At 67.8% G+C, this 24,320-nt stretch carries 22 protein-coding genes; 7 read left to right on the top strand and 15 right to left on the bottom strand.

Translation table 11 applies throughout. The annotated features are described in order from the left end of the window. Positions 1-43: 43 nt before the first annotated feature. From UK23_RS01470 to UK23_RS01455, 4 genes are all read right to left on the bottom strand, one after another. Positions 44-862 (bottom strand): ESX secretion-associated protein EspG, encoded by an 819-nt coding sequence (locus UK23_RS01470; RefSeq protein WP_045309498.1) that lies wholly within the window; start codon positions 860-862, stop codon positions 44-46. Then, the gene (locus UK23_RS48160) at positions 859-2,085 is read right to left on the bottom strand and encodes a PPE domain-containing protein (protein ID WP_052684286.1); all 1,227 of its coding nucleotides are present in this window, start codon (positions 2,083-2,085) and stop codon (positions 859-861) included. The genes UK23_RS01470 and UK23_RS48160 overlap by 4 nt, the downstream gene beginning before the upstream one ends. Positions 2,086-2,100: 15 nt before the next feature. Then, the gene (locus UK23_RS01460) at positions 2,101-2,445 is read right to left on the bottom strand and encodes a hypothetical protein (protein ID WP_045309580.1); all 345 of its coding nucleotides are present in this window, start codon (positions 2,443-2,445) and stop codon (positions 2,101-2,103) included. A gap of 146 nt (positions 2,446-2,591) precedes the next feature. Next, on the bottom strand, positions 2,592-3,188 hold the full coding sequence (locus tag UK23_RS01455) for a DUF3558 domain-containing protein (protein ID WP_082114333.1): 597 nt from the start codon (positions 3,186-3,188) through the stop codon (positions 2,592-2,594). A gap of 150 nt (positions 3,189-3,338) precedes the next feature. On the opposite strand from UK23_RS01455, the gene UK23_RS01450 reads away from it, so the two are divergent. Next, positions 3,339-5,978 (top strand): glycoside hydrolase family 2 protein, encoded by a 2,640-nt coding sequence (locus tag UK23_RS01450; protein ID WP_052684284.1) that lies wholly within the window; start codon positions 3,339-3,341, stop codon positions 5,976-5,978. On the opposite strand, the gene UK23_RS01445 is transcribed toward UK23_RS01450, so the two are convergent. From UK23_RS01445 to UK23_RS01435, 3 genes are all read right to left on the bottom strand, one after another. After that, positions 5,975-7,762: a glycoside hydrolase family 15 protein gene (locus UK23_RS01445; RefSeq protein WP_045309496.1), complete on the bottom strand. Its 1,788-nt coding sequence runs from the start codon at positions 7,760-7,762 to the stop codon at positions 5,975-5,977. The two genes, UK23_RS01450 and UK23_RS01445, sit on opposite strands and share 4 nt — an antisense overlap. A 64-nt stretch (positions 7,763-7,826) precedes the next feature. Then, on the bottom strand, positions 7,827-9,992 hold the full coding sequence (locus UK23_RS01440) for a putative bifunctional diguanylate cyclase/phosphodiesterase (protein ID WP_196777574.1): 2,166 nt from the start codon (positions 9,990-9,992) through the stop codon (positions 7,827-7,829). A 60-nt stretch (positions 9,993-10,052) separates the two neighbouring features. Beyond that, positions 10,053-10,865 (bottom strand): SAM-dependent methyltransferase, encoded by an 813-nt coding sequence (locus UK23_RS01435; RefSeq protein WP_045309495.1) that lies wholly within the window; start codon positions 10,863-10,865, stop codon positions 10,053-10,055. A 92-nt stretch (positions 10,866-10,957) separates the two neighbouring features. Here UK23_RS01435 and UK23_RS01430 point away from each other — a divergent pair, with 92 nt between their 5' ends. After that, positions 10,958-11,863 carry a pentapeptide repeat-containing protein gene (locus UK23_RS01430; protein WP_052684282.1) on the top strand — a complete coding sequence of 302 codons (906 nt, stop codon included), beginning with the start codon at positions 10,958-10,960 and terminating at the stop codon, positions 11,861-11,863. An 865-nt stretch (positions 11,864-12,728) separates the two neighbouring features. Here UK23_RS01430 and UK23_RS01420 read toward each other — a convergent pair. After that, a complete protein-coding gene (locus tag UK23_RS01420) occupies positions 12,729-13,622 on the bottom strand; it encodes a LysR family transcriptional regulator (protein WP_045309494.1) in 894 nt (297 codons plus the stop codon). A gap of 78 nt (positions 13,623-13,700) precedes the next feature. Between UK23_RS01420 and UK23_RS01415 the strand changes: the two genes are divergently transcribed. After that, the gene (locus tag UK23_RS01415; RefSeq protein WP_045309493.1) at positions 13,701-14,540 is read left to right on the top strand and encodes an aldo/keto reductase; all 840 of its coding nucleotides are present in this window, start codon (positions 13,701-13,703) and stop codon (positions 14,538-14,540) included. A 42-nt stretch (positions 14,541-14,582) separates the two neighbouring features. After that, a complete protein-coding gene (locus UK23_RS01410; protein WP_045309492.1) occupies positions 14,583-15,374 on the top strand; it encodes a lysozyme in 792 nt (263 codons plus the stop codon). Positions 15,375-15,393: 19 nt separating this feature from the next. Here UK23_RS01410 and purL read toward each other — a convergent pair whose 3' ends face one another. The 4 genes from purL to UK23_RS01390 all read right to left on the bottom strand — a co-directional run bounded on the left by purL (position 15,394) and on the right by UK23_RS01390 (position 19,325). Then, on the bottom strand, positions 15,394-17,649 hold the full coding sequence (purL, locus tag UK23_RS01405; RefSeq protein ID WP_045309491.1) for a phosphoribosylformylglycinamidine synthase subunit PurL: 2,256 nt from the start codon (positions 17,647-17,649) through the stop codon (positions 15,394-15,396). Next, positions 17,646-18,320 (bottom strand): phosphoribosylformylglycinamidine synthase subunit PurQ, encoded by a 675-nt coding sequence (gene purQ / locus UK23_RS01400; protein ID WP_045309490.1) that lies wholly within the window; start codon positions 18,318-18,320, stop codon positions 17,646-17,648. The genes purL and purQ overlap by 4 nt, the downstream gene beginning before the upstream one ends. Beyond that, the gene (gene purS, locus UK23_RS01395; RefSeq protein ID WP_030465889.1) at positions 18,317-18,556 is read right to left on the bottom strand and encodes a phosphoribosylformylglycinamidine synthase subunit PurS; all 240 of its coding nucleotides are present in this window, start codon (positions 18,554-18,556) and stop codon (positions 18,317-18,319) included. The genes purQ and purS overlap by 4 nt, the downstream gene beginning before the upstream one ends. A gap of 235 nt (positions 18,557-18,791) precedes the next feature. Next, positions 18,792-19,325, bottom strand: coding sequence for a DUF3800 domain-containing protein (locus UK23_RS01390; protein ID WP_045309489.1), 534 nt, complete (start codon positions 19,323-19,325; stop codon positions 18,792-18,794). Positions 19,326-19,474: 149 nt separating this feature from the next. Between UK23_RS01390 and UK23_RS01385 the strand changes: the two genes are divergently transcribed. Beyond that, positions 19,475-20,455 carry an NAD-dependent epimerase/dehydratase family protein gene (locus UK23_RS01385; RefSeq protein ID WP_045309575.1) on the top strand — a complete coding sequence of 327 codons (981 nt, stop codon included), beginning with the start codon at positions 19,475-19,477 and terminating at the stop codon, positions 20,453-20,455. Here UK23_RS01385 and UK23_RS01380 read toward each other — a convergent pair. Then, the gene (locus UK23_RS01380; protein ID WP_052684281.1) at positions 20,439-21,392 is read right to left on the bottom strand and encodes a trypsin-like serine peptidase; all 954 of its coding nucleotides are present in this window, start codon (positions 21,390-21,392) and stop codon (positions 20,439-20,441) included. The two genes, UK23_RS01385 and UK23_RS01380, sit on opposite strands and share 17 nt — an antisense overlap. 237 nt (positions 21,393-21,629) lie before the next feature. On the opposite strand from UK23_RS01380, the gene UK23_RS01375 reads away from it, so the two are divergent. Beyond that, positions 21,630-22,253 (top strand): MBL fold metallo-hydrolase, encoded by a 624-nt coding sequence (locus tag UK23_RS01375; RefSeq protein WP_045309487.1) that lies wholly within the window; start codon positions 21,630-21,632, stop codon positions 22,251-22,253. Here UK23_RS01375 and UK23_RS01370 read toward each other — a convergent pair. Both UK23_RS01370 and UK23_RS01365 read right to left on the bottom strand, forming a co-directional pair. Beyond that, entirely contained in the window at positions 22,216-22,866 is a 651-nt protein-coding gene (locus UK23_RS01370) for a hypothetical protein (RefSeq protein WP_045309486.1), read from the bottom strand. The genes UK23_RS01375 and UK23_RS01370 overlap by 38 nt on opposite strands. A gap of 50 nt (positions 22,867-22,916) precedes the next feature. Further along, positions 22,917-23,792, bottom strand: coding sequence for a phosphoribosylaminoimidazolesuccinocarboxamide synthase (locus UK23_RS01365; RefSeq protein WP_045309485.1), 876 nt, complete (start codon positions 23,790-23,792; stop codon positions 22,917-22,919). Positions 23,793-23,881: 89 nt separating this feature from the next. On the opposite strand from UK23_RS01365, the gene UK23_RS01360 reads away from it, so the two are divergent. Next, the gene (locus UK23_RS01360; RefSeq protein ID WP_045309484.1) at positions 23,882-24,316 is read left to right on the top strand and encodes a hypothetical protein; all 435 of its coding nucleotides are present in this window, start codon (positions 23,882-23,884) and stop codon (positions 24,314-24,316) included. Positions 24,317-24,320 lie beyond the last annotated feature (4 nt).

The following is a 24,320-nucleotide window of genomic DNA, read 5'->3' as shown; positions in this document are numbered from 1 at the left end:
TCGCCGTCTCCAAGGGGTCTTGGCCACGGCGGCGGTGCTCAGATCAAACCAGACTCGAGCCGCCTGCGGAACGAACCGCTTCGGAGATCAGCTCGTCCACCTGGTGCATCATCCGCCGAGCATCGGTCGGCGTGAACGTGCTCCAGGGTGGCTGACCGTTCGACGAACGACGTTGCTGCAGGTAGCGGCCCTCTTCGGTGTCGAAGAACGCGATCACGCGCTCGGGCCTGCACCGCTTCCCGTACTTGTCCCGTGCCGCTGCCCCGAAGTTCCCGGTGTGCACGATGCCGGTGAACATCTGCACCAACGCCTTCGCGTCCGCCTCACGCAGGCCGACGCCCCGGAAGGCGGCCTCCATCGACTTCGGCGAGCCGTCGGTCTGGGAGATCGCCTTCTCGATGTCCGCGCTGGGCAGCGTCACCGAAAGACCGGTTCCGGCCGGGTGCGCGGGCAGCACGGACAGCACCGCGGAGGCAAGGCCGGAGCCCGCCCACGGCTGGAACGTCAGCTGGTCGTCCCGCAACGTCGCCAGCGCGCCCCAGTCGCCGTTCGCGACGGCCAGGACACGCAGGCTGTGGCCGAGCCAGAGGCGGCCGTCCGCCTCCCGCTCGGGCTTCACGAACATGCGCAGCAGTCCGTCCAGTTCGGACGAAAGACCGCGCGAGTTGCCCAGGCGCCGGTAGTCCAACTGCTGGTAGACGCGGTTTTCGAGGGTGATCCGCTCGTCTCGCGTCTTACCGGGAGTGGGAACTTTGAGCACGAGCGGCATCGGGCCGACGTTCATCCGTTCCCACACCACGTCGAACTCCTCGGCGGAGAGAGTGATCGGCTCCCTCTCCGCCGGTGCGCCGAACAGGCTCACTCCGAGAAGCCTCCGATGACCGGAGGCGCGACCATGCGCTCGTCACCGAACACGTCGTCGGTCTCGACCAGGTAGTCGGCCGCCTTGTGCTCGATGTCGTCCTCGCCCTCGCCCTTCTGGCCGTGCGCGCCACCAGCGCCCGAACCCGCGGCACCGCCCTTGCCGGCAGCCCCGCCGGAACCCATGGCCCCACCGCGCATGCCTTCGGGACCGGAACCCATGCCCATGGCACCGGGCTTCATCGAGCCCTGCTGACCGGACGCGCCGAGCGAGCCGGACATCGGGCCGAACGCCTTGCCGGACCCGAGCTGACCACCACGAACGCCGCCGGCACCGCCACCGCGGACACCGGTGGTGCCGCTCGTGGTGGGCCGGGTGAACACCGGGCCGACCGGGGTCGGGCGCGGTTCGGGCGTCGGGAGGTTCGTGGGCAGCGGCGTGTGCACCGGCGGCGTCGGCGTCGGCGTCGGCGGCTGCACCCACGACGTGTGCGTCGTGTCGGTGGGCGGCGGCGTCCAGGTCTGGACGTGCTGCTGCGTCGACGGCGGCGTGGCCCAGGACGGGCTCGTCGTGCCGGTGTTGTGGCCGGACACCGTGGGCGTGCCGGTGGACGAGTAGCCGACGCGCGTGTTCTCCGTGCCGGACCCGGCAGGAGGCGGCGTGTCGATCACGACCTGAGGCGGCTCCGGGAACTCACCGAGCGTCGAGGAGTTCCAGCGGCTGTCCGACTGGTAGTCCTCCATGACCTTGACGGCCTGGGCTGCGGCGTTGTCCGCGGCGGCTTCCTGCTTCTCGTGGTCCAACTGCTGGCCCACGACGTGCGCCATGCCGACCGGACCGGTCAGGCCGCCGACCGCGATGTCGAGGAGGCCGGGCTTCTCGGTGGTGACCGGGACGACCTCGGGCATCTTCTTGCGCGCGTCGGCGATGAACTCGCCCTGCAGGCGCGCGGAGCTCTCCATCGTGCCGGAGCCCTGCTCGGCGTACCCGGCCCACTGCGCCAGCGGCGACAGCGCGGCACCCGCGGCGTCGGCGGCGTCGGACTCCCAGCCCGCACCCATCTTGCTCAGCGCGGTGTGCAGGTCGCCGTCGATCTGGGCGAGCGTCTCCTTGATCGTCTTCCAGCCCTGCTCCACCGGGATGGAGGCGGAGACGCCAGGACCAGAGTTGATCATCTTGTACAGCTCGGGGTGTGCGTACCCCTGAAAGCGGTGGTCAGTCATCGGTCAGTCCCCCTCTCAGCCCAGGTCTCGCTGGTGCTTGCCCCACATGGCCGTGTTGTCGCCCTCGACCTTGCGGTACTGCTCCTCGATCATCTTGAGCTGGCTGATCACGCCGACGAGCTGCTCGCGGTAGAACTTCAGCGCCGCGAGCGCCTTGTCGGACGTCTGCTCGTTGAACGCCTTCGACGTCTCGCTGCTGATCGGGTCTTCTGCCCACGGCTTCGTGGGCAGGTGGTCCACCGCACGCCTGATCTTGGCGTCGAACTCGTCGAGCGCGTGTTCGAAGGCCTTTCTGGCCTCTGGAATGGCAGACGGGTCCACCTTCAGCTTGCGCTGACCGAACTCCGTGGGCGTGGACACGCCACCCCCACCACCATCCGCGAGATACACGGCACACCCTCCTCAGTACGGCCCCACAGCAACGGGCCGCGTGTGCATTTGGGACGACTTTAGCTCTGATGCATGACGCGAGTGACCGGTTCCCGGTACAAGGGGAGTACTTCTACTCACTTCGTGGCGAGCACGGCTCCTACCGCCTCCGCGAGCGGTTTGACCTTGTCGCAGGCACTGTCCTCGGTGACGGTGCCGCTGAACGGCGCGCTCACCGAGACCAGCAGCAGCTGATCGTCGTGCGCGTCGATGTAGATCTCGCATTGGGGCGAGCCAGTGCCCTGCGACTTCCCCTTGCCGAGATAGGCGGGATAACCGGCGATCTTGAGCTCGGTCAGTTCACGCGCCTTGCCCTCGGTCGACTTCAGCCTGGCGACACCGCCGTTGACGATCGTCTCGATGTCCCAGTTGTACGTTCGGTCCTCGTAGGTCGTACCGCACGCCTTCGCGCCGTCGCCGTAGTCGTTGTCCGCGGGGAGCGCCTCGGCGGTGCGGATGCCGAGAGCCTTCTTCGTCTCCGGCGTGATCAGCGAGCACGGGTCGAGGGTCTTCATGTCGACGGCCTTGGGCCTGTCCACGGGGGCAGTACCGGCAGAAGTTCCGGTCGTCGGTGTCCCACTGGTCGGGTTGCCCGCCGAGGGCGTCCCCTGCTCGGTCGAAGAACACCCGGTCAGGACCGCTGCCAGCACGAACGGGACGACAAGTCGACGCATGCCGGTCAACCTATCCGACCGTCGCGCACGGAGTGTTGCGATTGATGTGTCCCGCGTCACCCATAAGGCGCATTGCCGGTGACCTCACAAAAAGGAAACCTTCTTTACGATACCCCGAAGCGCCGCCGCCCCGATGCGTCGAGGAGCGACATGCTGCGCAACCGACCACTACCGACACTGGTCGTGGCGGCGGTGGGTCTGGCCCTGTTCGTGCCAGCTACATCAGCCAACGCGGGCCCCGTGCCCGGCACGGGGGCGGCGCTCAAGGCGGCCGCCAGCCCCGGATCCGTCTCCACCGTCCCCGACTGGCGGATGCAGACCAGCAAGACCGCCACCCAGGCCGGTGACGTGATCTCCGCGCCGACCTATTCGGACTCCGGATGGCTCACCGTGCCCGCGCGATCGACGGTCATGGCCGGCCTGATCGCGAACAACAAGTACGGCGACGTCAACTACTCGGACAACCTGAAGAAGGCGAACCGCGCGGACTTCCAGGTCCCCTGGTGGTACCGCAAGACCTTCCAGGCCGACCCGCAGCCGGGCGTCAACACGTTCCTCAAGCTCAACGGCGGCATCATCTCCCGCGGTGAGATCTGGCTGAACGGCAAGAAGGTCGCGGGCACCGACACCGTGATCGGCGCCTACCCGACCTTCGAGTTCAACGTCACCAGCCTGCTGAAGAAGGGCGACAACGCGCTGGCCATCAAGGCCTCGCCGTCCGACCCGGCCAAGGACCTGGTGATCCACTTCATCGACTGGTCCCAGCTCCCGCCCGACCGCAACCAGGGCATCTTCCGCGACGTCGACCTGGCCGCGAGCGGTCCTGTCTCGTTGCGCGGCCTGCACGTCACGACCGACCTGCCGCTGCCGAACCTGAACAGCGCCACGGTCACCGTGAAGGTCGACGCGCGCAACAACACCGGCGGCGCGGTCACCACGACCGTCGCCGGCAGTGCCGCGGGCCAGAACTACAGCCAGAACGTGAGCCTGGCCGCGAACGAGACCAAGACGGTCACGTTCACGCTGAACGTCAGCAACCCGCAGGTCTGGTGGCCGTTCCAGATGGGCGCGCAGCCGCTGTACGACGCGACGGCGACCGCGACCGTGGCGAGCGCGAAGTCGGACGAGCAGAAGACGACGTTCGGCATCCGCGAGGTCACCTCGAAGATGGTCAGCGGCAACATCCAGTACCAGATCAACGGCAAGCCGATCCTGATCCGCGGCGGCGGCTGGGCGTCGGACCTCTTCCTGCGCACCAACGTGCAGAAGATCGCCGACGAGATGCTGCTGACGAAGTCCATGGGCCTCAACACGATCCGTCTCGAGGGCAAGCCCGAGAACGACGAGATCTACGACATGGCCGACCGCATGGGCATCCTGATCATGACCGGCTGGGAGTGCTGCTCGAAGTGGCAGAGCACCGGCAGCTACTCCGCGGAGGACAAGAAGGTCGCGGGCGCGTCCGCCGAGGGCGAGGCCAAGCGGATTCGCAACCACCCCAGCGTGTTCACGTTCCTGATCGGCTCGGACGAGGCCCCGGTGGCCGCCGTCGAGAAGATCTACCTGGACGCCCTGAAGCGGGCCGACTGGCAGACCCCGATCGTCACCGCGGCCGCTCGCCGCAGTTCCCCTCAGCTCGGTGACTCGGGCATGAAGATGGACGGCCCGTACTGGTGGGAGCCGCCGGTCTACTGGTACAACAACCAGAAGGGCGGCTCGGCCGGCTTCGCGTCGGAGATCGGCCCCGGCCCGGCGATCCCGGAGATGGACGAGCTGAAGAAGTTCCTCAGCTCCTCCGAGATCAACAAGCTGACCGACTACAACGCCTCGCAGTACCACCTGTCCCCGTCGGGCACGTTCAGCAAGCTCGGATTCTGGGGCACCGCGCTGGACAACCGCTACGGCAAGCCTTCTGACGTCAACGACTTCGTGAAGAAGGCCCAGCTGCAGCAGTACGAGACGAACCGCGCGCAGTTCGAGGCGTTCGGCCGCGACTTCTCCGACACCGGCGCGAACCAGGCGCAGGGCGTCATCTACTGGATGCAGAACGACCCGTGGCCCAAGCTGTACTGGCACCTCTACAACTACAACCTCGCGACCGCGGGTTCGTACTTCGGTGCCAAGACGGCGAACAAGGCCCTGCACGCGCAGTACTCCTACGACGACAAGTCGCTCGCCGTCGTGAACATGGGTCTGCAGGCGCAGGACGGCCTCAGCCTCCAGGTGACCGTCTTCAACTCCGACGGCTCCCAGAAGGCGAACGAGACGCGCCCGGTTCCGGCCAAGGCCAACGGTTCCGTGCGGGTCGGCAACGTGCCGCAGCCCTCTGGCCTGTCCACGGCGTACTTCGTGCGGTTGGTGCTCAAGGACTCCAGCGGCAAGGAGATCGACCGCAACGTGTACTGGCTGTCCACCAAGGCGGACACGCTCAACTACAACGGCGGTGACTGGTACTACACGCCGCAGTCCGCGTACACGGACCTGAAGTCGTTGAGCTCGCTGAAGGCCGGTCAGGTGTCGGTGTCCTCCACGACCACGCCTGGCACGGACGGCAGGCAGGCCACGCACGTGACCATCAAGAACACCGGCACTTCCGTGGCGTTCTTCCTGCGGGCGTCGCTGCGCAAGGGCACGGGTGGCGCCGAGGTGCTGCCGGTCGACTGGACGGACAACTACATCACGTTGTTCCCCGGTGAGACCCAGACGATCAGGGCCGAGTACCGCGCGTCCGACCTGGGTGGCGCCCAGCCGGTCGTGGAGGTGTCGGGCCACAACGTTTCGAAGCGCTAGTAGCGGTTCGCCACGACGTCGGGTCGTTCCACGGGACGGCCCGCGTCCAGCGACCACGCCAGCCGCACGTATTGCGCGTGCGTCCAGGCGAGTGGGGTGGCCGAGGTGGTTCCCCGGCCACCCCACACCTGTTCCGGCAGCATCCGGCCGTTGTTGGCGGTGGCCGCGATTTCCCTCAGACGCTTGGCGGCGCTCGCCTTCTGGTCGATGAGCAGCTCGTACTCACCGCGCTCGCCGGTCAGCAACGGCCACAGGCGCCCGTAGGTGCGGACTGGGTTCGGCACGTTCCACGGCCCGCCGTCCTTGGTCTCGCCGTAGCCGTCCTGTGTGAACCGGTGCCAGTAGCCCTGTTCCTTCAACTGCTGGTCGACGACTTCGACGGTGTTGCGGATGACCGGGTCGTCGGCGCGTTTGACGCCCAGCCTGACCAGTTCGAGGAAGCTCGGGTCGACGACCGCGCGCTGGTCGATGTCGGCCGGGTTGTTGTCACCGAGGTTGTACTTCGTCGCCGCGTCGGGGTTTCCGTCCTTGGTCAGCCGCAGGTAGTACGGCTTGGGCGCGTACGGGCCGGTGCTGGTCGCGGTCCAGCTCTCCACCTCGCTCTGCCACTCGTCGGCGGCCTTGAGGTACTTGCCGGCGTCCTCTCCGTTGCGCTGCAACAGGTCCGCGAAGCACACCAGGCCGGCGACGACCGAGGCGATCGTGGCGGGCGAGTAGCCGCTCTGGTTCTCCCACCGCTCCTGCTCGCTGAACGGGGCGTTCGGGTAGCTCAGCAGGTAGTCGGCGGCTTTGCGCATCGCGTCCACAGTGGACTTGTCGCGGCGGTCCAGTTGCCAGGCCAGCAGCAGAGGTGCCGCAGTCTCGTCGAGCTGGACGCTCTTCCAGAACGGGGTGCCGTCCACCTTCGTGTTCTGCGGGAGGTGGCCGTCGGGCTGTTGTTGCCGCTGGAGCATGAAGTCCAGCGCGCGGCCGGCGAACGCGCGATCGCCGGCCGCGATCATGGCCGTCGACACGTGGTAGAGATCGCGCGGCCACACCAGCGCGTACGGCCCGAGTTCGGGTGCGAGCTCCCGATCGAACCCGAAGGCCCACGGGAAGCTCGGCGACGCGATCGACGCGCCGGGGTTGGTCTTGTCCTCGGTCGCCGCCAGCACCATCACGGACATGTCGTAGAGCTTCGGGTCCGCCGACTTCGGGCGCCGCAGTCCGTCCAGGTAAGCGTGCCAGCCCCGCGCGTACTCCCGCGCCACCACGCGGAACCCGCGGTCCAGCGCGGCCTGGCCAACACCGTCGCCGAACCCGACCGCGAACGTGCCGCGCGCATGCCGCACCGGCTCGGTGGGCAACGTGCTGACCACCTCGCTGGCGCCCTTCATCGGAACGTGGTCGACGGTGATCCGGACCGGGCGCCGTGCGGTGAGTGCCACGTCGGCGAGCACGGCGGCGCGCTGCGGGTCGGTGACGTAGGTGATCTCGGCCTGCCAGCCGTCGCCGCGCAGGCGTTGCCGGAACGTCAACGATCGGTCGTCGGCGGGTTCGGTGTAGGCCTGACCTGGCTTTCCGTCGACCAGCAGGCGGGTTTCGCGGGTCGCGGGCGTGCTGAGGTCCGGGAAGAAGATCTCGGACAGGCCCTGGTGGCCGAGCGTGAACCAGACCGGGCTCGCCGCAGACCTCGCAGTCCCGAAACCCTGCTTGTCGGCGGGCAACGGGACGACGTCAGCCGCGGCACGAACGACCGGGGTCATCATCAGGAGCAGAAGCACCACCAGGGCCAATGACTTCATGGCCCTGGGAGTTCCCCGCAGTGGAGATCACCACGCGGAGTGGCCGCCGGATGTTCTCCGGCGGCTACAGATCTCCCCGCAGCAGACTGTCGATGTTCTCGGGCGGCCCGGGACGAGCGAAGAACCATCCTTGGCCCGTGTCACACCCGAGCCGCAGCAGCCGGGCGGACTGAGCAGGTGTCTCGACGCCTTCAGCCGTCACACCCAACCCCAATGCGTGCGCCAGCTGCACCAAAGTCGCCACGATCTGCGAGTCGACCGGGTCTTCCTCGTGCTCGGCCCGCAGACCCTCCATGAACGAGCCGGCGATCTTCAGCTCGTGCACGGGCAGGTGCTTCAGGTACGCGAGGTTCGAGTAGCCCGTGCCGAAGTCGTCGATCGCGATGCGCACACCCATGTCGCACAACGCCCGCAGCGCTTCCAGCGGCTCGTCGGCGGTGCCCATGATCGCGGACTCGGTCAGTTCCAGCTGCAGGTGGTGCGGCGGCAGCGCGCACTCGTCGAGGATGCGCTTCACGTCGCGGACCAGCTCGGGGTCGCGGGACTGGCGCACCGCCAGGTTCACCGAGACGAACGGGGCCGCGTCGCCGAACTCGACCAGCCAGCGCCGGGCTTCCTCGCAGGCCTTGCGCAGCACCCACCGTCCTAACGGGACGATGAGGCCGGTCTCCTCGGCCAGCTCGATGAACCGGTCCGGCGCGAGGCGGCCGAACTCCGGGTGCTGCCAGCGCACCAACGCCTCCACGCCGGTAACCGTGGAGTCCTCCAGACGCACCAAAGGCTGGTACTCGACGTAGAACTCGCCGCGTTCCAACGCACGCGGCATCGTGGCCGACAGCGTGAAGCGAGCTACTTCGCGGGCGTTGCGCTCCGGGTCGTACAACGCCCAGCGCGCCTTGCCGTCGGCCTTGGCCCAGTACAGCGTGATGTCCGCGTCGCGCATCAGATCGGCGGACGTCGTGCCGGACAGCTGCCGTTCGACGATGCCGATGGACGCGGAAACCGAAAGCTCGTGGCCCGCGATGCGGATCGGCGCCTCCAGCTCGGTCAGCACCCGGTCCGCCACGTCGACGATGTCCTGTTCGCCGGTCGAGCCCTCGACCAGGATCACGAACTCGTCGCCGCCCATGCGCGCGACCAGCTTGCCCTCGCCGGACACCGAGTGGTCCAGGCGCCGGCCGACCTCGACCAGGAGCTGATCTCCTATGTCGTGGCCCAGCGAGTCGTTGATGACCTTGAAGCCGTCCAGGTCCAGGTAACAAAGACCGGCCCGGACGTGCTTGGCCCGGTTGTTGAAGACGCGCCCCAGCCGTTCGAGGAACAGCGCGCGGTTCGGCAGGCCGGTCAGCGGGTCGTGCAGCGCCTGGTAGCGCAGGCGGTTCTGCAGCAGGTGGCGATCGGTGACGTCCTCGATCATCGCGACCTGGTACTGCGGCTCGCCGTGGTCGTCGCGGACCAGTGACAACGTCAGATGCGTCCACACCTGCTCGCCGTCGGCCCGGTGGAAGCGCTTCTCGGCGCGGTAGTGGTCGCACTCGCCCGCGATGAGCTGGTCGTAGAGCCGCCACACGCTGCCCGCGTCCTCGGGGTGCATGAGGTCGCGCACGTTGTACTGGCGCATCTCCTCGACGCTGAACCCGAGCATGTCCTGCAGTGCCTGGTTGACGTCCAGTATCCGGCCCTCGATGTCCGCGATGCCGATGCCGATCGCGGCCTCGGTGAACATCGCGCGGAACCGGGCCTCCGACGCCCGCAGCATCGCTTCCGCCTGGTCGCGGGCGTCCAGGACAGCGGCCCTGATCGCCTCCTGCTCGGCGAGCGTGCGTTCGCGCAGGGCACGGGCGTACCCGGCGGCCAGCGCGCCCTGCAGAGCCGCGAGCCGGGATTGCAGACGTTCGTCACCGGGGAAGCCCAGCTCGGCCAGCAGGTCGTCGCCGAGCAGCTGCACGGTGCGGCCCAGCGTGTCCGTGCCGGTGAAGTGCGCGTCGACCAGCTTGGAGCCGATGTCGTAGCCGGGTGCGGTGCGGAACGGGCTCGCGAACAGCGCCTCGACCAGCATCTCGGTGAGGTCCTGGAGGTGCTGGGCGACCTCGGCGCGGGTCATCGGGACGTAGCTCGAACCGATGACAGCCGTGGCCCAGCTGCGCGCGAACGACTCGGCACCGGCCAGAACGGCCGGGCCCAAAGGAGAGCGATCCTCGCGCAAACGCTGGTCTACCCGTTCGGTCATCTGCTCGGCCCTAACGCCACGAACGCGCAGCATACGGGCGGTCGCCGTGCGGAGTCACCTTTACTCCTTCCGGCCCACCGCGCCGAAGCCCGGGAACGACGTGCCCGCGTCGTCCAGGTCGTCCGGCGACTCCGGGTGCCACGCGGGCAGCCGCGCGACACCGGGTTCGACCAGCGCGAACCCCTCGAAGAGCTTGGTGAACTCGACTTTGTTGCGATATGTCATCTGTGTGACGCTGCGGTCGTAGTTGGACCTCGCGGCCCGGTACGAGCCGGTCTCCTCGTCGGCCTCGTAGCCCGCGTGGGAGACGGCGAGGAAGCTGCCGGGAACGAGACGGTCGCGGTAGCCGCCGATGATGCCCGTCGGGTTGTCGTCGTCCGACACGAAGTGCAGCAGCGCGATCATCAGCACGCCGACCGGCTCGTCGAAGTCCAGTTGCTCGGTCACCTCGGCCGAGGTGAGCACCGACTCCGGGTCGCGCACGTCGGCCTGCAGCACGCTCACCCGGTCGTTGCCGTTGAGCAGCGACCGGCTGTGCGCGACCGCGACCGGATCCATGTCGACGTAGACGATCCGCGAGTTCGGGTCGGCGGTCTGGGCGATCTCGTGCACGTTGCCGACCGTCGGGATGCCGGAGCCGAGGTCCAGGAACTGCCTGATGCCCCTGCTCAGCAGGTAGCGGACCGCCCGGCGCAGGAACGCGCGGTGGTTCAGCACGATGTTGCGCAGCTCGGGCAGGTACTCGAGCGTCTTCTGCGCGGCGGCCCGGTCCGCGGCGAAGTTGTGCGCGCCGCCCAACCAGTAGTCGTACACACGCGCGACGCTCGGCCGCTCCAGGTCGATGTCTCCTGGCGCCCAGTTCGGCCGCTCCACCCGCCCACCCCGTTCGCGTAGGAACCCGTTCAGCCCATCATCGGCCAATACGTCAGCCTGGCACACCACCTGGTTGGCAGAATGCCGATCTCGTGAGGTTCCTGCCGGTCGGCGGCGCACGCAAGCACCGCCGCGCGAAAAGTTTGCTTCTTCCGACCATTCTCGCCTCGCTCGGCGCGTTCGTGCTGGTCGGCGGTGTCCTGCTGCTCATCGACCCCGGCGCGCCGAAGCACGAGGCCATCAAGACGGGCGGGCTCGCGGGCGGCGCGATCGTGGCGCTCTACGCGTTGTGGCTCAACGACCGGCGCCGCAAGGTCGAGGAGGCCCGCCAGGAGCTCGAGAGCCAGCGCATCGAGCACGACAGGTCCCGTGTCGCCGACGAACGGTTCGCACGCGCTGTGGAGCTGCTGGGGCACGATGCGGCGCAGGTCCGCGTGGGCGCCATGCACGCGTTGGCCGGCCTGGCGAAGTCCAGGGCCGACTACACGCAGACGGTGCTCGACATCCTCTGCGCGTACCTGCGCCGTCCGTACAAGAAGACGAGCAACGACCCCGAGGAGATCGAACTGGAGGTCCGGCTCACCTCGCAACGGCTGATCGAGGACCTGCTGCCACGTCTGGGCGAGGAGAACGCCCCGCAGTACGACCTCAACCTGACCAAGGCGCACCTGGAGTTCATGGACCTCTCGTACCGGCAGGTCGGCGACCTGTACATGAGGGTCGCCCACTTCGAGGACTCCAACTCGTTCCACCACATGCTGATCCACGGCCACTTCTACGTCACCGAGGCAGTGGCGAACGGCCGGTTCCAGGTGCACCACACGGAGATCCGCGGCAAGGCGTGGTTCAGCCGGTTCAAGTCGCGCGGTCTCGCCGTGTTCACCAACACGAAGTTCGGCGGGGAGACCAAGTTCGCCGACTCGGAGTGGGCGGACGTGAAGGCGGACGGCTGTACGTTCGCGGTGGAAGCCGATCTTCCCGAAGCGTGGAGGAACTGACGTGAAGTGGCTGCTCGCGGTGGTGATGGCCGCCATCGTCACCGCCGGGACCGCGGTGCTGCTCTGGTGGTTCAAGGCGCCGCCGGTGGAGATCGTGAAGACCGCGGGCGTGGCGGGCGGCGCGATCGTCGCGCTCTACGCGTTGTGGCTCAACGACAGGAAGCACTTCCTGGAAAGCGAGAAAACCGCGGACGAACGGTTCGCGCGCTCGGTCGAGCTGCTCGGCAACGAGGCTGACCAGGTGCGGGTGGGCGCGATGCACGCGCTGGCGGCGCTGGCGAACTCCACCCCGCGCTACCGGCAGACCGTGATCGACGTGCTGTGCGCGTACCTGCGCCGCCCCTTCGAGCACCCCTCTCACCTGGCCGAGCCGGCCGACCCGGACCAGGACTTCGGCGATGTGCCTCAGGCAGTCCGTCTGGAGCACCAGGTGCGGCTGACCGCGCAGCGGCTGATCAAGGACACGCTGTCGTGGCGGAAAACGCGCAAGCACTACCACCTGAACCTGGATCTGACCGGGGCGACGCTCGAGTACTTCTCCCTGGACGGCAGGCACGTCAACAGGTTCGTCGCCCGCCGAGCCCAGTTCTACGGCATCACGAACCTGCGCAACGTCCACGTGCAGAGCGTCACCTTGTTCTCCGGCGGCACGTTCCACGGCAGGCTGCAGATGGAGAACGGCAGGTTCGAGGGCGGGATCTCGTTCCAGGAGGTCACTTTCGCTCACGAGGTGGAGCTGAGCGGGGACTTCGGGACCGCCCAGTTGGGCAGGTTCTTCCACCCGTCACCGAAGGCGCCCGAGCAGCGCGGCGAGATGAAGGTGCTGGAGGGCACCGAGTTCCGCGAGCCCGCGACCGGCTGGCACCTAACCGGCAGCACGGAGGCGGCCGGACTTGGCTTCGGCGACCATGTCGAGCAGGACGCTCGCGGCGGCGCTGACGGTGTTGCTCGTGACGACCACGGTCTCGGCAACGGGAAGGTCCCCGCGAAGGCCGACGAAGCACGCGCTGTTCGTCTTGACGACGAAGGACTGCGGGACTAGCGCGACGCCGAGGCCGAACCCGACGAAGTCGAGAAGTGAGTGCACGTCGTTGACCTCGACGGCGACGCGCCGCTCGACCCCGGCCGCGGCGAGCGTGCGGTCGGCGACGTCGCGCGTGCCCCATTCGGGGTTGAAATCGACGAACGGCAGCCCCGCGAGCTCCTCCAGGCCGACGGAGTCCCGGTCGGCGAAGGGACTTCCGAGTGCGCACGCCAGCATCAGCGGTTCGGTGGCCAAAGTGGACACTCTGACATCGTCGGCCATCTTCGGCTGACGCGTGACGAACGCCAGGTCGAGCCTGCCCGCGCGAACCTCCTCGACCAGCTCGGCGTTGCCGGACTGGCGCATCCGGATCTCCACGCCGGGGTGGATCTCGTGGAACCGCGCCAGCACCGCGGGCAGGTGCACCACGTGCAGGCACTGCAGGCTGCCGACGGACAACGTGCCGCGCAGCAGTCCCTGCACGGCGGCGACCGCGTCCCTCGCCGAGTCGATGCTGGTCAACGCCCTGCGCGCCTCTGGCAGCAGGGCTCGTCCCGCCTGGGTCAGCTCGACCTGGCGGGTGGTGCGCAGGAACAGCGGCGCGCCGAGCTCGACCTCCAGCGCCCGGATCGACGCCGAGAGGCCCGACTGGGAGACGTGCATCCGGCGCGCAGCCCTCGTGAAATGACATTCGTCGGCGACCGCGAGGAAGTACTCGAGCTGTCTGAGTTCCACGATTCATCACCCGCAGTGCTCAATGAGATCACTTCTTTGCGTTGGACAGCTTAATCCAAGTGGGCCAGAGTGGAGGACATGCAGAAGCGTCGTATCGGAGAAGTCGAGGTCAGCGCCATCGGTCTGGGCGGCATGCCCATCTCCATCCAGGGCAGGCCGGACCGCGCGCAGGCCGTCGAGACCATTCACGCCGCGCTCGACGCCGGCGTGACGTTCATCGACACCGCCGACGCCTACTCGCTCGACGACAGCGACTTCGGGCACAACGAGGAGCTGATCGCCGAGGCGTTGCGCGGCAGGTCCGAGGAGGTGTTCGTCGCGACCAAGGGCGGTCACACCCGCGTGCCGGGCGGCGGCTGGGGCCTGAACGGCACCCGCGAATACCTGCTGAACGCCGTCGACGGGTCGCTGCGACGGCTCGGGGTCGACCAGATCTTCCTGTACCAGTTCCACCGGCCGGACCCGAGGACGCCGATCGCCGAGTCGGTCGGTGCACTGAAGGAGCTGCTGGACAACGGGAAGATCCGCTACGCCGGCGTCTCCAACTTCAACCCGGAGGAGATCGTGCTGGCCAACGAGATCCTGGGCGGGCGGCTGACGGCCGTGCAGAACCAGTTCTCGCCGTCGTTCCGGTCGAGCGAGCCGGAGCTCGAGCTGTGCGACAAGCTCGGCATCGCTTTCCTGCCGTGGAGCCCGTTCGGCGGGATCAGCAAGGCGGGTGCGTTGAGCGGTCCGTTCAAGGAGGTCGGCGACGCGCACGGCGTGAGCGCACACCAGGTGTGTCTCGCGTGGATGCTGGCGAAGTCCGAAGTGGTAGTCCCCATTCCGGGTGCTTCTCGACCGGCGAGCATCCGCGATTCGGCCCAGGCCACCCACCTGGAGTTGACCAAGGACGAGCTGACCCGCCTGGACGGGTGACCCCGGTGGCAAATCAGGACAAATGGTCGCACGATCTAGTCCATGCGGACCTTGATCAGCATCGTGGCGATCGTCGCCGGTATGACACCGGCACCCGCGTCCGCGGCGCCCTTGCCAGAGGGCTCCGCGGACCACTTCGCGGGGTCTCAAGTCCTGAAGCACGAAGGCCTTGGTGATCTGCGGGCGGAGGAAGACCCGCCGACAGAGGGCAAAGTGCCCGGGATGGACGTCAGCAGCCACCAGGGTGACGTCGACTGGAAGTCCTCTTGGGACAAAGGAGCCCGGTTCACCTACGTCAAGGCGACCGAGGGCACCCACTACCGGAACCCGAAGTTCACCCAGCAGTACAACGGTTCCTACGACGCCGGCATGATCCGCGGCGCGTACCACTTCGCGCTGCCCGATCGCTCCGACGGCGTGGCGCAGGCGAACTTCTTCGTCAACAACGGCGGTGGCTGGTCGCCGGACGGCCGGACGCTGCCGCCGGCGTTGGACATGGAGTACAACCCGTACGGCGACACCTGCTACAAGATGGACCAGGCCGCGATGACGGCGTGGGTGAAGGCGTTCAGCGACAGGGTTTTCGTGCTCACCAAGCGATATCCGGCGATCTACACGTCCACCAGCTGGTGGAACAAGTGCGTCGGCGGCTCGGTGAAGTTCGGTGAGAACAACCCGTTGTGGGTGGCGCACTACAACTCGAAGCTCGGCCCGCTGCCCATGGGTTTCGAGTTCCACACCATCTGGCAGTGGCAGGCGGCCGGGCTCTTCCCCGGTGACCAGAACCTGTTCAACGGCAAGTTCGACCAGTTGCAGCGCATCGCCGCCAGCTGACGGCGATGCGCTGCAGGTTCTAGTCGAACAGAGCCGGGAGGGTGCCCTCCCAGGCTTCGCGCAGCTCGTCGAGCGGCAGCTCACCGAGCCCCTGGATCTCCAGCGCCTTCGACCCCGGGTCGACGACACCGACCTTGCGCCACGGCAGGCGCCGCGCGGTGCACATGTCGGTGAAGCGCTGCTCCTCCGTGCGGGGAACCGCGACCAGCACGCGGCCGGCGGACTCGCTGAACAGCTCGGTGAACAGGTCGCCCTGCAGGAACACGCGCGCGCCCACCTCGCCGATCAGGCACGTCTCGACCAGCGTCTGGGCCAGGCCGCCCTCGGAGAGATCGTGCGCGGCCGAGACCATGCCGTCCCGGGAACCCGCGACGAGGACCTGGCCGAGCAGCTTCTCGCGCTGCAGGTCGACCTTCGGCGGCAGCCCGCCGAGGTGGCCGTGCACGTGGTGGGCCCACTCGGAGCCACCGAACTCGTCGCGCGTCTCGCCGAGCAGCAGCAGCGTCTCGCCGGCCTCCGCGCCGATCCCGGTGGGGATGCGGCGTCGCACGTCGTCGATCACGCCCAGCACACCCACGACCGGCGTCGGCAGGATCGCCGTGGTGCCGGTCTGGTTGTAGAAGCTGACGTTGCCGCCGGTCACCGGGATGCCGAGCTCGGCACAGCCGTCCGCGAGGCCCTTCACGGCCTGCTCGAACTGCCACATCACGCCGGGGTCCTCCGGCGAGCCGAAGTTGAGGCAGTTCGTGACGGCGACCGGCGTGGCACCGGTGGCCGCGACGTTGCGGTAGGCCTCGGCGAGCGCCAGCTTCGCGCCCTCGTACGGGTCGAGCTTGGTGTAGCGGCCGTTGCAGTCCGTCGAGAGAGCGACCCCGCGGCCGGTCTCCTCGTCGATCCGGATCATGCCGCCGTCGCTCGGCTGCGCGAGGACCGTGCCGCCGCGGACGTACCGGTCGTACTGCTGCGTGACCCACTTCTTGGAAGCCAGGTTCGGGCTGGCCGCCATGATCTTGATGAGTTCGAGGACGTTCTCGGGCCTTTCGAGGCTGTCCGGCGTGTTCGCCTGCAGCTCATCCTGGTCCGCCGGTCGCTGGATGGGCCGGTGGTAGACCGGGCCCTCGTGCGCGACGGTGCGCGGCGGCACGTCCACGACGACCTCGTCGTGGTAGGTGATCACCAGGCGGTCGCCGTCGGTCACCTCACCGATCTCGGTGGCGATGACGTCCCACTTGCGGCAGACCTCCATGAACGCCTCGACGTTCGCGGGCTCGACGACCGCGCACATGCGTTCCTGGGACTCGCTGGAGAGGATCTCGGCCGGAGTCATGTTCTTCGCCCTGAGCGGGACCCGGTCGAGCCAGACGTGCATGCCGCCGTCACCAGCGGACGCCAGCTCGCTCGTGGCGCAGGACAGCCCGGCGCCGCCGAGGTCCTGGATGCCGACGACGATGCCCTTCTCGAAGAGCTCCAGCGAGCACTCGATCAGGACCTTCTCCGTGAACGGGTCGCCGACCTGCACGCTCGGCAGCTTCTTGCGCTTGCCGGCGCTGTCGTCGAACGTCTCGCTGGCCAGGACACTGACCCCGCCGATGCCGTCGAGGCCCGTGCGCGCGCCGTACAAGATGACCTTGTTGCCGGTGCCGGACGCGTGCGCGAGGTGCAGGTCCTCGACCCGCATCGCACCCACGCACAGGGCGTTGACCAGCGGGTTGCCCTGGTAGGACTCGTCGAACACGACCTCGCCGCCGATGTTCGGCAGGCCGAGGCAGTTCCCGTAGCCGCCGACGCCCGCGACGATGCCGGGCAGGACGCGTTTGGTGTCTTCGGCGTCGGGCTTGCCGAACCGCAGCGGGTCCATGACCGCGAGCGGCCGGGCGCCCATGGCGAGGATGTCGCGCACGATGCCGCCGACCCCCGTGGCCGCGCCCTGGTAGGGCTCGACGTACGACGGGTGGTTGTGGCTCTCGGCCTTGAACGTAACCGCCCAGCCGTCACCGATGTCGACGACGCCGGCGTTCTCGCCGATGCCCGCGAGCATCTTGGCGCGCATCTCGTCGGTCGTGGTGTCGCCGAAGTACTTGAGGTGCACCTTGGACGACTTGTAGGAGCAGTGCTCGCTCCACATGACCGAGTACATGGCGAGCTCGGCGTCCGTTGGGCGCCTTTGCAGGATTTCCTTGATGCGCGCGTACTCGTCGTCCTTCAGGCCCAGCTCCTTGTAGGGCTGCTCCTGGTCGGGCGTGGCTTCGGCGTTCTTGACGGTGTCGATGCTCATGCCTTCACCTGCACTGCGTCGAGAAGCGACAGGAACATCCCCAGACCGTCGTCGGTCGGGCCGGTGAGCGCGTCGATGGCGTGCTCGGGGTGCGGCATGAGGCCGACGACGTTGCCCCTGGCGTTGGTGATGCCCGCGATGTTGTTGCGGCTGCCGTTCGGGTTCTCGCCGACGTACCGGAAGACGACTCGGTTCTCACCTTCGAGTTCGTCGAGTGTCTTCTGGTCGGCTTGGTAGCCGCCCTCGCCGGACTTCAGCGGCACGAGGATCTCGGCACCTTTGTCGTACCTGGTGGTCCACGGCGTGGTGTTGTTCTCGACGGCGAGCCACTGGTCGCGGCACACGAAGTGCAGCTTGTGGTTGCGCACCAACGCGCCCGGCAGCAGGTGGGCCTCGGCGAGGATCTGGAAGCCGTTGCAGATGCCCAGAACCGGCATCCCCTTGTGCGCGGCCTCGATCACTTCCTGCATGACCGGCGCGAACCGGGCGATGGCACCGCAGCGCAGGTAGTCGCCGTACGAGAACCCGCCGGGGACGATGACGGCGTCGACACCCTTGAGGTCGTGGTCGCCGTGCCAGAGCGGCACAGCCTCCCCATCGGCGTACCTGACGGCGCGCTGGGCGTCGACGTCGTCGAGCGTGCCGGGGAAGGTGATGACACCGACCCTCATGCCTCGACCCTGCGCACGGTCCAGTCCTCGATCACGGGGTTGGCGAGGAAGGTCTCAGCGATCTTGGCGAGCGTGGCGTCGTCGACGTCGTCGGCGACCTCCAGCTCGAAGTGCTTGCCCTGGCGGACGGCGGTGATGCCGTCGAAGCCAAGACGCGGCAGCGCGTTCGCCACCGCCTGGCCTTGCGGGTCGAGAATTTCGGGCTTCGGCATGACGTCGACGACGACTCGGGCCACGACAGACTGCTCCCGGGTTTGAGGGGCTGGCGGTACTCCGAGACCCTACCTGACCTGGGGGTTCATCCAGACGACACGTGGTGGGCGGCACATCTTCACCGGCTCACCACCGGGTGAACGAGCTTGCCTCGGCGGCGCTGTTTGGTAGAGTTGGACGTGCCGAGGCCCGTAAGCCGAGGAAGTGTACCCAGCCCACGTCCGGACGGTCGACGGCTGGGTATCGCGCTTTTTGGGGCTAGTTCAGGTCGACGACCGACTCGACGATCGGCATCACCCGCTCCCGCCACTCACCGCCGGAGCCGTAGCACCAGGCCGCGAAATCCGCGATCCACAGCAGCTCCTCGTTGCTGCTGCGGCAGTGCTCGTAGACGAGGTTCGTGGACAACGCGACGTGGCCAAGTGATGTGCGGATGGTCAGGAGGTCGTGCTGGTCTCGCTGGGCACGCGAATCAAGGACGAGTCGATGAGCACCGGCTTGCAGCAAATCCTCGACGAGCCGCCGGACGCACGCTTGACGCGCCTGTTCGTCACCCTGGTCACAGCTGCTCCTGTACAGCCGCACGGAGACCTTCTCCTCCACCATCCGGGACGCGATCGCTTTGCGGCGACTGGGGGTCTCCTTCTTGCAATGCAGTTCCCGCTGCCCAGGCATCAGCAGACAGCGCAAGGCCTTGCGGAACTTGTGCAACTGGCCGGGCGGCACCAAGGCCACCGCCAGCAGGTACGTGTCGTTTCGCCGCGACTCGTCGACGAAGGCGTGCAGACTCACGAAACGTCCATCGGCCGGGTCCGAACAACAGTTCACCACGTCCAGCCGATCGGGTCCGAACGACCGGGTGTTGGACCCATTCCAACAAGCTATTTCGCCGAAAGCGAGACCGGTGGCACCCGAGCCGGATCCGACGGATGCTGGAGATCATGAAGATCCTGGTGCTCGGCGGAACCGTGTTCCTCAGCAAGGCCATCGTGGCGGAGGCGGTGCGCCGGGGCCACGAGGTGCTGTGCGGCGCCCGCGGTGCCTCGGGTGAGGTCCCCGATGGCGCACGCCTCGTCTCGATCGACAGAAACCGGCCCGGCGCGTTCGGCCAGCTGGCGGGCGAGCAGTTCGACTCGGTCATCGACGTGTCCAAGTACTCGGTGAACTGGGTGCGGGACGCGCTGGAGGCGTTCGGCGCAACGACGCCGCACTGGACGTTCGTGTCCAGCATCTCGGTCTACGCGGACCACAGCAGTGGCAGCGACGAACTCCTGCCGCCGCTGGAGGACGACCCGACGCAGGAGTTCACGGCTGAGCGGTACGGCAGCGTGAAGGTGGCCAGCGAGAACGCCGTCAGGGAAGCGGTGGCAGGGCGCGAGTTCATCGTCAGGGCCGGGCTGATCACCGGGCCGGACGACCCGAGTGACAGGTTCGGGTACTGGCCCGCGCGCTTCAGCCAGGGCGGGAAGGTCGTGGTGCCGGACAGCCCCGACCTGGGGTTCCAGCACATCGACGTGCGGGATTTGGCGCAGTGGATCGTGTTCGCTGCCGAGGAGGGAGTCACCGGCACGTACGACTCGACCGGGCCGGTCATGCCGTTCCAGATGGCGATCGGGGAGATCGCGGGCGCGACGGCGGCGCCGGGGACGCAGATCGTCAGCGTGCCGGAGAACGTCCTGCAGCAGCTGGAGATCAACCCGTGGGCCGGGCCGCGGTCGTTGCCGCTGTGGCTGCCGCAGGAGTGGGCCAAGATGGTCGGTCGCGATGTCAGCAACGCGTTCGCCAACGGGCTCAAAACGAGGCCGCTCGCCGAGACCGCGCTCGACTCGCTGGAGTACGAGCGCGGCCTCGGGCTGGACCGGCCTCGCAAGGCTGGGCTCACCGCGGAGGAAGAGCAGGAAATCCTTACAGCAGTGGGTTGATCTGCGCGGCGACGAGGTCGATGCGCACGCCCTGGTTCGGGCAGCCGCCGAAGTGGTGGAGCCCGATCACCTTGTGCGTGCGCCTCGACAGCACCGGCGAACCGGACGAGCCGCCTTCGGTGTCGCACATGTAGCTGATGTCGGACTGCGACACGTTGCCGTTGACCCGCACCGCGCGCACGACGCAGTAGCCGCCGCCGTTGTTGTTGTCGCGCAATGACAACTTCTTCAGCTTCCCGGCCGGGTGGCCGACGATGTACATCTCCTCACCCACGGCCGGAACGCGCGCGTCCAGTTCGAGGTAGCCGAACGAGCTGATGGCCGTGAAGTTGTTCACGGAGAAGAGGGTGTAGTCGAGACCGGAGTCGGTCTTGATCACCCTGTCCGCCAGAACCTTGGTGACCGTGGCGGACGTGGTGCCGCCGCAGGTCGGGCACTGGTAGTTGAACCAGACCTCGATGCCGTTGGTGCTGGTGAAGCAGTGGTTGTTGGTGAGCATGTTGTTCTTCGGGCCGACCCGCCACGCCGTGCACAACGAGCTGCCGTTCTTCAGCAACTTCGCGACGGACGCGGTCTTGCCCCACTCGGTCGGGTTGCTCGACTGGTAGCAGACCGCGTCCTTGTAGTCGTTCGTGCCGCAGATGCTCTGCACGGACGGCTGCGAGGACATCTCGGCCTCGGTGTAGCCGCGCGTGATCTTGTCGATCCGCACGCGCGACAGCGGGTTCTTCAACGACACCACGGCTGATGAGCCCGTGACCGACATGGCCCAGAAACCGGTCGCGTCAGGAGTCGCCGTCAACGAAGATCGAAGATCCCGGTTGTAGGTGTACTTCTCGGTGCCGTCAGGGTTCGACACCGTGAGCACGTCGCCGGGCAGGATCCGGAGGTCGGTGAAATGGATCTTCACGTAACCGGAACCCGGCCTGTCGATCACAGCAGAACGGTTTGCACCACCCACGCGGACTGAGATCGATTCCTCAGTTCCGATCTCCTGGGATTGCGGCGAGGCCGCCTGAGCAGGAGTAGAGGTGGTGGTAGCAGGGACGAAGGACGTCATCGGCAGGGCGAGTGCCAGTGCCGTGAGGAGTTGCAGGGTTTTCCTCATGCCTTTTGATACTTCCGACGTCACCTGACCGTGTCAGCCCGCCAAAAGTCGGTAATGGAGGAATCCATGCGAGTTGTCCATTTCGGCCACGCCTGCGTGCTTCTGGACACCGGGTCGACGCGCATCCTGATCGACCCCGGCACGTTCTCCGCGGGGTTCGAGGACGTGCAAGACCTGGACGCAGTGCTCATCACGCACCAGCACTACGACCACCTGGACACCGAGAGGCTGCCCGCACTGCTCGCGCGGAACCCGCAAGCTCAGCTCATCGTGGACGAGGGATCGGCGCCCAGCGTCGAGAATCCGACGGTCGCCCAGCCGGGCGACGTCATCAAGGTCGGCGACACCACGGTGAAGGTCGTCGGCGGCAAGCACGCGATGATCCACCAGGACATCCCCATCGTGCCGAACACCGCGTACGTGGTCGGCGACGGCGCGTTCTACCACCCCGGCGACTCGCTGTTCGTGCCGGACGAGGACGTCGACGTGCTCGGCCTGCCCTCCGGCGCTCCGTGGCTCAGGCTGGGCGAGGCCGTCGACTTCATGCGCGCGATCAAGCCGCGCGTCGCCGTGCCCATCCACGAGAAGCTGCTGTCGATGCCGCAGAACGCCTACGCGCTGTTCGACATGTTGAAGCCGGAGGGCACCGAGGTCAGGCCGCTGACGCCAAGCGAGGAGACGGCAGTTTGACGTAGGTCGTCGGCTCGGCGTCGTGCGCGAGCGCGATGTCCACGGCGTCGAGCACGGCCTGCCGCGCACCCGGCCGGTCCAGGTCGCGGGCGTCGACGGTGATCCGGGTCAGACCTCCGCGGCGCGCGGACCGTGCCGTCGCGTAGACGAGCGCGAGCGAGCGCAGCTCACCGAAGCTGCTGCGCTCGGTCAGCGCGTGCAGCCGGCCGAGCGTCGCGAGCCCGGTGCCGACGTCGCGCACGGCGTGGGCGTCGGCACAGCGGTTGAACCTGTGCTTGGCCAGCGCGATCAACGTGCCGGGCGACGCGACGCACCGCCGTGGGGCGAACGTGGTGGTGTTCAGGCCGATGGCTTCCATCTGCACGCGGGCACCCGTCAGCAACAACCCCGCCTCATAGGCAGGGAGCCGCCGCTGGCCGAGACCGTGCAGCACGACGTCATCGCCGAGCGCGGCGCGCTGCCGCACCCATTCCTGCGCCTTGCCGAGCTCGCGAGGTTTCACGAGCAGCGACAACGGCACCTTCCGCGGGTCGAGGGCCGCGGCGAGATCAGCGCATCGGTCGAGTGTCTGCGGACCGATGCCGGACAGTGAGACCACGAGCTGTGAATGCACGTTCTGAGTGCGCCATGCCGTGGTGACATCCGCGTGAAAGCGGAGCTAACTCAGGCGAGCCAGTCAGCGAAAGACCGGCCAGTGAGCCGCTCGTACGCCTCCACGTACCGATTCCGGGTGGCTTCGACGACGTCCGCGGGCAGCGGAGGCGGCGGAACATCGCTCTTGCGGTCCCAGCCGGACGCATCGGACGTCAGCCAGTCGCGGACGTACTGCTTGTCGAACGACGGCTGCACGCGACCGGGCTCGTAGCCCTCGGCCGGCCAGTACCGCGACGAGTCCGGCGTGAACACCTCGTCGGCAAGGATCAGCTCGCCCGAGGCGTCCAGCCCGAACTCGAACTTCGTGTCCGCCAGGATCAGGCCGCGCGTCAACGCGTACGCGCGCGCCTCGCTGTACAGCTCGATCGTCCGGTCGCGCAGCTTCGACGCCAGCTCGACACCGTGCTTCTCCGCGATGACCTCGAACGACACGTTCTCGTCGTGCGCCCCGATCTCGGCCTTCGACGCGGGCGTGAAGATCGGCGGCGTCAGCTCGGACGCCTCGACCAGCCCGGCCGGCAGCTCGATCCCGCACACCGCGCCCGTTGCCGTGTAGTCGGCCATGCCAGAACCCGTCAGGTAGCCGCGTGCCACGCACTCCACGTCGACCATCTGCAGCTTGCGCACCAGCAGCGCGCGGCCGCGGACCTCGGCCGGGATGCGCGGGTCGTCGTAGGCGACCAGGTGGTTGGGGGCGAGCCGCTCGAACCAGAACACGCTCATCGCGGTCAGCACCCGGCCCTTGTCCGGGATCTCGGTGCTCAGGACGTGGTCGTAGGCCGAGATCCGGTCCGACGCGACGAACAGCAGCAGCTCGTCGTCGACGTCGTAGAGTTCGCGAACCTTGCCGCGGGCGACGTGCTGGTAGTCAGCGAGCGTAGGCACGCTGGTCAGCCTACGTGCCCGTGTTCCGGAAACCGACGTACACCCCTTCACCCCTACAGATCAAGCTCTCTGACGCTTAAGGTGCACCCGTGCTCACCCGCAAGTCGCTGTGGATCCCGGCTTTGGCGAGCCTGGGACTGCTCATCGTGCTGGGCGTGGCCGGGTGGAGCATCGACTCCAGCCCGCTCTCGTCGCCGGCCTCGAGCACGCAGCCAACTACTCCGACCCAGTCGGTCAGCATCGTGCCGACACCGGATGTCGTCGACATCACGGTCAGCACCACGACCACGACGACGACCACCACCACCACGACGACCGCGCAGCCGAAGCCGCCGCCCGTGCAGGCACCGCCACCGCCCCCGCAGACCACGACGCCGAGCACGCCCCCGCAGCAAGGGCTGTTCGTCTCCGAGGGCGCGTCGTGCAGCCCGGAAGGCGCGAGCGGGATCGGCCTGCTCGGCGAGCCGCTGGAGTGTCGCAAGGACGGCAACCGAGGCAACCGCCTGCGCTGGCACAAGGTCTAGACGG

The sequence above is a fragment of the Lentzea aerocolonigenes genome (genome assembly GCF_000955955.1).
Taxonomy (GTDB): domain Bacteria; phylum Actinomycetota; class Actinomycetes; order Mycobacteriales; family Pseudonocardiaceae; genus Lentzea; species Lentzea aerocolonigenes_A.
This window is presented reverse-complemented; position numbering and strand designations above follow the sequence as displayed.